At 61.7% G+C, this 7,059-nt stretch carries 3 protein-coding genes and 1 pseudogene; 2 read left to right on the top strand and 2 right to left on the bottom strand.

Translation table 11 applies throughout. The features are described 5' to 3' along the window. The first annotated feature begins 118 nt into the window (after positions 1-118). A complete protein-coding gene (locus F620_RS0113925) occupies positions 119-304 on the top strand; it encodes a hypothetical protein (protein ID WP_019571059.1) in 186 nt (61 codons plus the stop codon). A gap of 233 nt (positions 305-537) precedes the next feature. On the opposite strand, the gene F620_RS0113930 is transcribed toward F620_RS0113925, so the two are convergent. Both F620_RS0113930 and F620_RS15315 read right to left on the bottom strand, forming a co-directional pair. After that, positions 538-1,062 carry a hypothetical protein gene (locus F620_RS0113930; RefSeq protein ID WP_155987050.1) on the bottom strand — a complete coding sequence of 175 codons (525 nt, stop codon included), beginning with the start codon at positions 1,060-1,062 and terminating at the stop codon, positions 538-540. Positions 1,063-1,315: 253 nt separating this feature from the next. Further along, positions 1,316-1,503 (bottom strand): annotated as a pseudogene (locus F620_RS15315) (hypothetical protein); the annotation flags it as partial. Between the two features lie 121 nt (positions 1,504-1,624). On the opposite strand from F620_RS15315, the gene F620_RS0113935 reads away from it, so the two are divergent. Then, positions 1,625-6,799, top strand: a complete 5,175-nt coding sequence (locus F620_RS0113935; protein WP_026331508.1) for a PAS domain S-box protein — start codon at positions 1,625-1,627, stop codon at positions 6,797-6,799. The last annotated feature ends 260 nt before the right edge of the window (positions 6,800-7,059 follow it).

Below are 7,059 nucleotides of genomic sequence, written 5' to 3' on the forward strand. Positions count from 1 at the left end.
CCTTCAGGGTGGCCCATCGGGACGTCCGTTTCTGTCGCCCGGCCGCGGGAACATAGCCTGCTACGCACGGGCCGAACGTGCACACCCGTCCGCATCGACCCCGGAAGCGAGTGAGCCCATGTCGAACGAAATCGCATTCAAGGAACTGGTCCTGCACCCCGAGTTCGTTCGCATCAAGGACGGCTCACGCGTGGTCCTGCTGCACGAAAGCGAGTTCGTGCAGATGCTCGCAGCACTGCACGAATACGAGGCGCTAGTGGATCATCTCGGCGGGGACCCCTTACTGGATACCGAATCCGAATGATCGACCCAGGCCCTCACATCTTCTGACCGCATCCTGTAACCGGCCTCGACAGGGTTCGGGGCGCCCCCCTGGGAGGTGCGCCCTCGCTTCCAGCCTAATCAGGCCGGCCAAGTGCATGAGCGCGGTCTGCCGTGACAGCCACCTCTCAGGCCACCATGGCAAGTTGCCGCAAGACGCTGGCTTTAATGCCAGCATCGGCAGCCGGAATGGCCGCCGACCACACGCTTCCTCAATCAGAAATCGAAAGCCGCTTCGGGATCCGACTCGTTGAACTCACGCCATGCGCTGGCAAAGCCCTCCAGCCCAATGCTTGCCTCAACATACCCCCCACGAAACTCACTGAGCCGAACATTGATCTCGCGCCCTTCCCGCATCTGGGTCACCAGGTCTTCCACGGTCTCCTCGTAAAGGAGAGCGGCAACACGCCCACTGCCGGATGAGACGAGTCTCGCGGCTTCCTCCAGATCCATGGCGTCGTTGTCGTCGATGCGCACAAGGAACGTGTCACGAAAGAGCACACCCTCCTTCCCCGTCACCAGCCCGAAGATGTCGTCGTCTGTCATGGACAGAATGGTGAGAAGACCGCTGTCCACATCGTGGTTGCGGATAACGCAGGACTCCTCGTCAGTAAAGCTATCCACCTCGCAGTTCACGTCCCAGGCATGAGCTTGCCCGCCGACGAGGGAAAGACCAACGACCGAAAATAACACCAAACTTTTTGCACAGCCCGAAAAACGCATACCGACCTCCTTCATCACATGGGATGTCCCGATCCCGCAGGTAGTGGCTTGTGCGGGGAGACCGATATCGAATCTACGGTCGGTAGGCGACAGTTCTTGACGTGCAGGCCTCCTGTCGATGCCGCGAGTCGCAAAGGCGACTCCGTCAAGGGCACACCGTAGCTGTGCAATCAACCCATTCTCAGAAGAAAACTGTTGCGTGATCCGGGCGGGCCATGCGCTGGTGGATGCAGAGGCCCTCCGAACAAGCCGGGCCTACCTCCAAGCCGGGTCAACGGTCAGACATGCCGAGAATGGCCGCCACCACTCGCTCTTCCGCGGAGCTGTGCAGCGGAAGGGTGGCAAAGGTTTCCAGCACCTCGGGCCCAAGCTCGGATTCTGCAGCGATCAGCTCCTTGCGCAGGTCGCGAAGACGAAGAAGTCCCGGCGCTGCTGGGTCCGGCGTCGATGCCAGTACGGGTTGGGCGCATACAAACATGGTTCAGGGCTGCTATCCTCGAAATTGGCGATGAAAGGCGTGGCACAGTGGCGTTGTGAACTCGGCCCGCTCGTCTGGTGATATCCGAAGGGCTGGCAGCCAATGTCCGAAACAAACGATGTTTTGACCAAATTCCAGCGGCAGTTTGTCCAAGTCCTCCCCGATCAAGTGTCCGGGCTTCGCAAGCAGTACCGAGAGCTCGACCCCACCCATTGGGATCCTACCCGGGCAGAGTGTCTATACCATCAGATCCACAGCCTGACCGGCAGCACGGATACTTTGGGTCTGGAATCGGTATCTTCTGCGTCACACCAGTTGGAAATCCGCCTTAAGGCGATCGTAGAAGACGGCGTGCCCCCAAAGGCTGAGGCCTGGTCTCCCATCGATGCGGGATTGGCGCACATCGAAGCGCTGGCTTCGAGCCTGCTTGAGCTTGAGGCACCTGATCGCTCAACGCCCGATAGGCCGTCACGCCTCGACAGTTCATCACTAGTTTGGGTCGTCGAGGACGATGCCGATCAGGGTGAAGACCTCACCCGTATTTTGCAGGACGCAGAATACCGCGTGCGGTTGTTCTCCACGCCGGATAACCTCCGAGCCGCGTTCCGTGCGGATAGAGCACCCGATGCCATTATCCTGAGCAGAGACTTGCCCGACGGCGATACCGCTAACACAGAACTTCTGGCCGAACTCAAGACGGGCAGCAAGGGGAGCCTGCCCGTGGTGGTTACTTCGGTACGCGACGATGTAGAGCCACGTCTAGCCGCCCTTCGGGCCGGTGCCCGCCAGTACCTGTTGAAACCGATCAACCCGCAGGCGCTGATCGAACGGCTTGATGCCCTTACAGGGCGGACACCGTCGAATCCCTTCCGGGTGTTATTGGTGGATGACGATCCCCTGTTGCTGGAGGCCCAGTCCAGCGTGCTGCGCGGCGCCGGCATGACGGTGCAGGCACTAAGCCGGCCGCTCGAGGCCCTGGAAGCACTGGACGCCTTCCGTCCCGATGTTGTGGTGCTGGACGTCCACATGCCCGAGCTTCGCGGGCCCGAACTCGCGGCGCTGGTGCGAGAGCGCGATGAGTATCTGGCCCTGCCCATCCTGTTCCTGTCTGCCGAGACCGACACAAACCTGCAATTGGAAGCGCTCAGCCAGGGGGGGGACGACTTCCTGATCAAACCGGTGGAGGCCGAACACCTGGCGGCTGCGGTCAGCGCCCGTGCGCGCCGCTCGCGCCAGCATGCCGCGATGCAGCAGCGCCTGCAGGACACGCTGTACGAACGGGAACGCGAGCATATGGCACTGGATCAACACGCGATCGTGAGTATCGCCGATGTCGCGGGCAACATTATCTATGTCAATGACAAGTTCTGCGAGATCAGTGGCTACCAGCGCGCAGAACTGATCGGTCAGAACCACCGCATGCTCAAGACGCAGGAGCACTCACCGGCGTTCTACGAGGCCATGTGGGAGACCATCTCGTCCGGACAGGACTGGCATGGCGAGATCTGCAACCGGGCGAAGGACGGTTCGCTGTACTGGGTGCAGTCCACCATTACGCCGTTTCTGGACGAGCACGGACTGCCCTACCAGTACGTCTCGATCCGCACCGACGTCACGCGTATCAAGGCGGCCGAGGCCGCACAGCGCGCACAGAATGCCATGCGCGCGGTGGTTAGCGATGCGGCGGCCGACTTGCTGGCGGCCAGCGCCGATTCGCTGGATGCGGCTCTTGATCGGATCTTGCGTCGGGTCGGTATGCACCTGGGCGCCGACTGCGCCTACCTGTTCCAGTTCTCGGAAGATGGTACGCGCATCGGCAGCAGCCACGAATGGTGCGCGCCCGGGGTCGGTCGCAAGCAGGAGGATCTGCAGGACATCCCGCTGACGGCGGTTCCCTGGTGGCGGGACCATCTCCTGGGCGACCAGCCGGTAATAGTTTCCGACGTGGCCGCACTGCCGCCCGAGGCGGCGGCGGAGAAGGCCTTGTGCGAGTCCATGGGTATCCGGTCCTTTTCGGGCTTTCCGATCCGGCGCGGCGGGAAGAGCCTGGGAGCCATCTGTTTCCATCATCGGTTTGGCACCCATCTCGAATCGATGGGCCTGGATTTGCTGAGCCTGCTCGCCGGACTGGTGGGCAGCGCACTGCCTCGTACCGCGGTTGACCGGGCGATCCGGGAACAGCAGCGTTTCACCCAGGATGTACTGGATTCGGTTTCCGCGCATATCGCGGTACTCGATCGCGATGGCGTGATCTTGGCGGTCAACGAACCCTGGCGGCGCTATGCGGCGGAGAACGCCCCCGAGTCCAAGGAGGCGGATTGGGGTGACGATGTTGGTACCAATTATCTGGAGGTCTGTAGGCAGGCCGAGGACACCGTGGAGCCGAGACCCAGTGACGTGGCAAGAGGGATTGAGGCAGTCATCGCAGGCCACTCGCCGCGTTTCCGGCTCGAGTATCCCTGCCATTCGCCGAACCAGGCTCGGTGGTATGAAATGACGGTGCTGCCATTGACGCACGATGGTGGTGGCGTCGTGGTGAGTCACGCCAACATCACGGAGAGGACACTAGCCGAGCAAGCGGCGGAAGCCGCCAAGGAGCGCCTGCGCCGGGGGCAGAGGTTCGCCAACATGGGTACCTGGGAATGGAACATCATCACGGGCGAGTTGTACTGGTCCGAGCGCATCCCGCCGTTGTTTGGTTACTCGGAAGGAGAAGTGGAAACCTCCTACGAAAACTTTCTTGCCGCCATCCATCCGGAAGACCGCGATGCGGTGAGTGCCGCGGTAAACGCCTGTGTGGCGGAAGACGTGCCGTACGACATCGAGCATCGCGTGGTGTGGCCCGACGGCACCGTGCGCTGGCTCCTGGAGCGCGGAGCCACGGAGCGCGATGCTGAAGGCAAAGCTTTGCGCATGCTCGGGGTGGTCCAGGACATCGATGACCGCAAGCGTGCCGAGACGGCTCTGGCCGAGCGGGAGCGGCAACTCCTGGAGGCACAGACCCTCGCATCGCTCGGGCACTGGCGGGCCGATCTGGTCAGCGGTGAGCTGGTCTGGTCCGACGAGATCTACCGCATCTTCGGCTATGAACCCGGCAGCATCACCCCGAGTACTCAAGTGTTTGAGTCAGCCGTTCATCCGGATGACCGCCAACTGGTTCGCGACGATGTGCGGGAAGCCGCAAAAACCGGCCGCCACGATGTCGTGCACCGCATCGTCCGGCCCGACGGCGGCGTTCGCCACGTCCACGAACTTGCGCAGGCGGAAACGGACGCCGATGGCAACCTGATACGCCTGACGGGCACCGTGCAGGACGTGACCGAGCGGGTCGAGGCCGAACGGCGCATGCGAGAGAGCGAACAGCGGTTTGCCTTCGCTGTTGAAGGGGCCGGCGATGGCGTGTGGGAGTGGGATGTCGAAACTGGCCGTATGCTGCTTTCGGGCTACTACGAGCCCATGCTGGGCTACGCGTTTGGCGAGATGGAGCCCCGTATCGAAGCATGGGAAACCTCGGTTCATCCCCACGACTTGGAACGGGTGCTAGAGCGGCTCAATGACTATCTCGAGGGTCGCAGCGATCGATACAGCGTGGAGTTGCGGCTGCGCTGCAAGGACGGTAGTTACAAATGGGTGATGTGCCGGGGCACAGTGGTGGAACGCGATGTCCGCGGTGCCCCGCTGCGTCTGATCGGCATCCACAGCGACATTGATGCGCGGAAATCCGCCGAGGAGACCCTGCAGATCTTCAAGCATGTGGTCAATTCCGTTCTGGATGGCGTGCTGGTGATCGACACGGCAGGGTTTATTCAACTGGTCAACCCCGCAGTCCGGACCATCTTTGGGTACGACCAGCAGGGCCTGGTGGGGCACAACGTTTCCATGCTCATCCCCAGATCGCTGCTTTCGGAACACGAAGGCGACCTGCAGCGGCATCTGGCCAGCCGTGAAGCGCCAATGATCAATCGAACCGTCGAGCTGACGGGGCAAAGGGCCGACGGTTCCAGCTTTCCACTGGAGGTCTCGGTCAGCGAAATTGCGATTGCCGGTCAGCAGTACTTCGTTGCGTTGCTCCGCGACATCAGCGAGCGCAAGCAGGCCGAAGATGCGTTGATCGCCGCGCGGGAGGAAGCCGATCGCGCCAATCAGGCCAAGTCCGAGTTCCTGTCGAGCATGAGTCACGAGCTTCGGACGCCGATGAATGCGATCCTCGGGTTCGGCCAGCTACTGGAATACGATGACAGCCTTGGTGAGGAGCCGCTGGAGCATGTCGGCGAGATCCTGCGGGCTGGCAGGCATCTGCTTGAGCTCATTAATGAAGTACTGGATCTGGCCAAGATCGAATCCGGCAGGATCCAGATGTCGCTGGAGCCGGTGGAAGTCGGTCCGGTCGTTCAGGAATGTCTTTCACTTGTGAGTACGATGGCCGCCCAGCGCCATATCGATCTTCACGACGAGGGGACCGAGGGTGTCGTGGTACGGGCGGACCTGACCCGATTGAAACAGGCACTTCTTAACCTAGTCTCCAATGCGGTCAAGTACAACCGCGACGGCGGCCACGTGAAGGTCGACGCGCACCGTGAGGGCAACGACCGGCTCCGGATCCGGGTTAACGATACCGGCAAAGGCATCTCGGAAGACAAGCTGGACCAGCTGTTCGACCCCTTTAACCGCCTGGATGCCGAGAGCAGCGGGATCGAGGGCACCGGCATCGGCCTGACACTCACCCGGCGCATGGTGGAAATGATGGGAGGGAAAGTCGAGGTGAGGAGCGTGCCGGAAGTAGGCAGTACCTTCTGGATCGAGCTGCCGCTGATGCAGGGCGCGGGCCAGCCCCGCGACGAGGAGTCTGCATCGTCCCGAAACGCGTCTCCCGAGGACTGCGGGCTCTCCGATGAACAGAGCAGTACCGTGCTGTACATCGAGGATAACCCCGCGAACCTGAGGCTGGTGGAGCAGCTGGTTGAGCAGTTGCCGGAGGCCCGCCTGCTCACCGCCCATACCCCATGGCTGGGTATTGATCTGGCTCGGAATTATCGACCGGATCTGATCCTGCTGGACATCAACCTGCCGGGCATGGATGGCTACCAGGTACTGGAGATGCTCCAGGCCGAGGCCGAACTGGAGCAGACCCCGGTGGTCGCGGTCACCGCCAACGCCATGCCGCGTGACATCGAACGCGGTATGGCGGCGGGTTTTACGGATTATCTCACCAAGCCCCTCAATGTCGGGCAGTTTCTGGACACGGTGCAGCGCCACATCGCAAAACGCGAGACATGATGCCCGGCTGGGTCGAGTCCGATCAGGGACCAAGGTTCCAGTTTTAACAGTCAGGCTAATAGAGCCTGAATTCAACCAACAAGTGCAACGCCACGTCATGCGGCGCGTCGCCGCTGTAAAGATTGCTCCAGCACTTCGATCGGGGCCCGGTAGCCGAGTCGCTTGCGCGGTCGAAGGTTGAGCTTGTCTTCGATCTCCTGGATTCGTTCTTCGCTGACCTGAGCGAAGTCGGTGCCCTTCGGGAAGTACTCCCGGATCAG

This window comes from Thioalkalivibrio sp. ALE11 (assembly GCF_000381205.1).
Lineage (GTDB): Bacteria > Pseudomonadota > Gammaproteobacteria > Ectothiorhodospirales > Ectothiorhodospiraceae > Thioalkalivibrio.

Coding starts and splice junctions, on each gene's coding strand:
- F620_RS0113925 (WP_019571059.1), top strand. CDS start 119: ATGTCGAACGAAATCGCATTCAAGGAACTGGTCCTGCACCCCGAGTTC.
- F620_RS0113935 (WP_026331508.1), top strand. CDS start 1,625: ATGTCCGAAACAAACGATGTTTTGACCAAATTCCAGCGGCAGTTTGTC.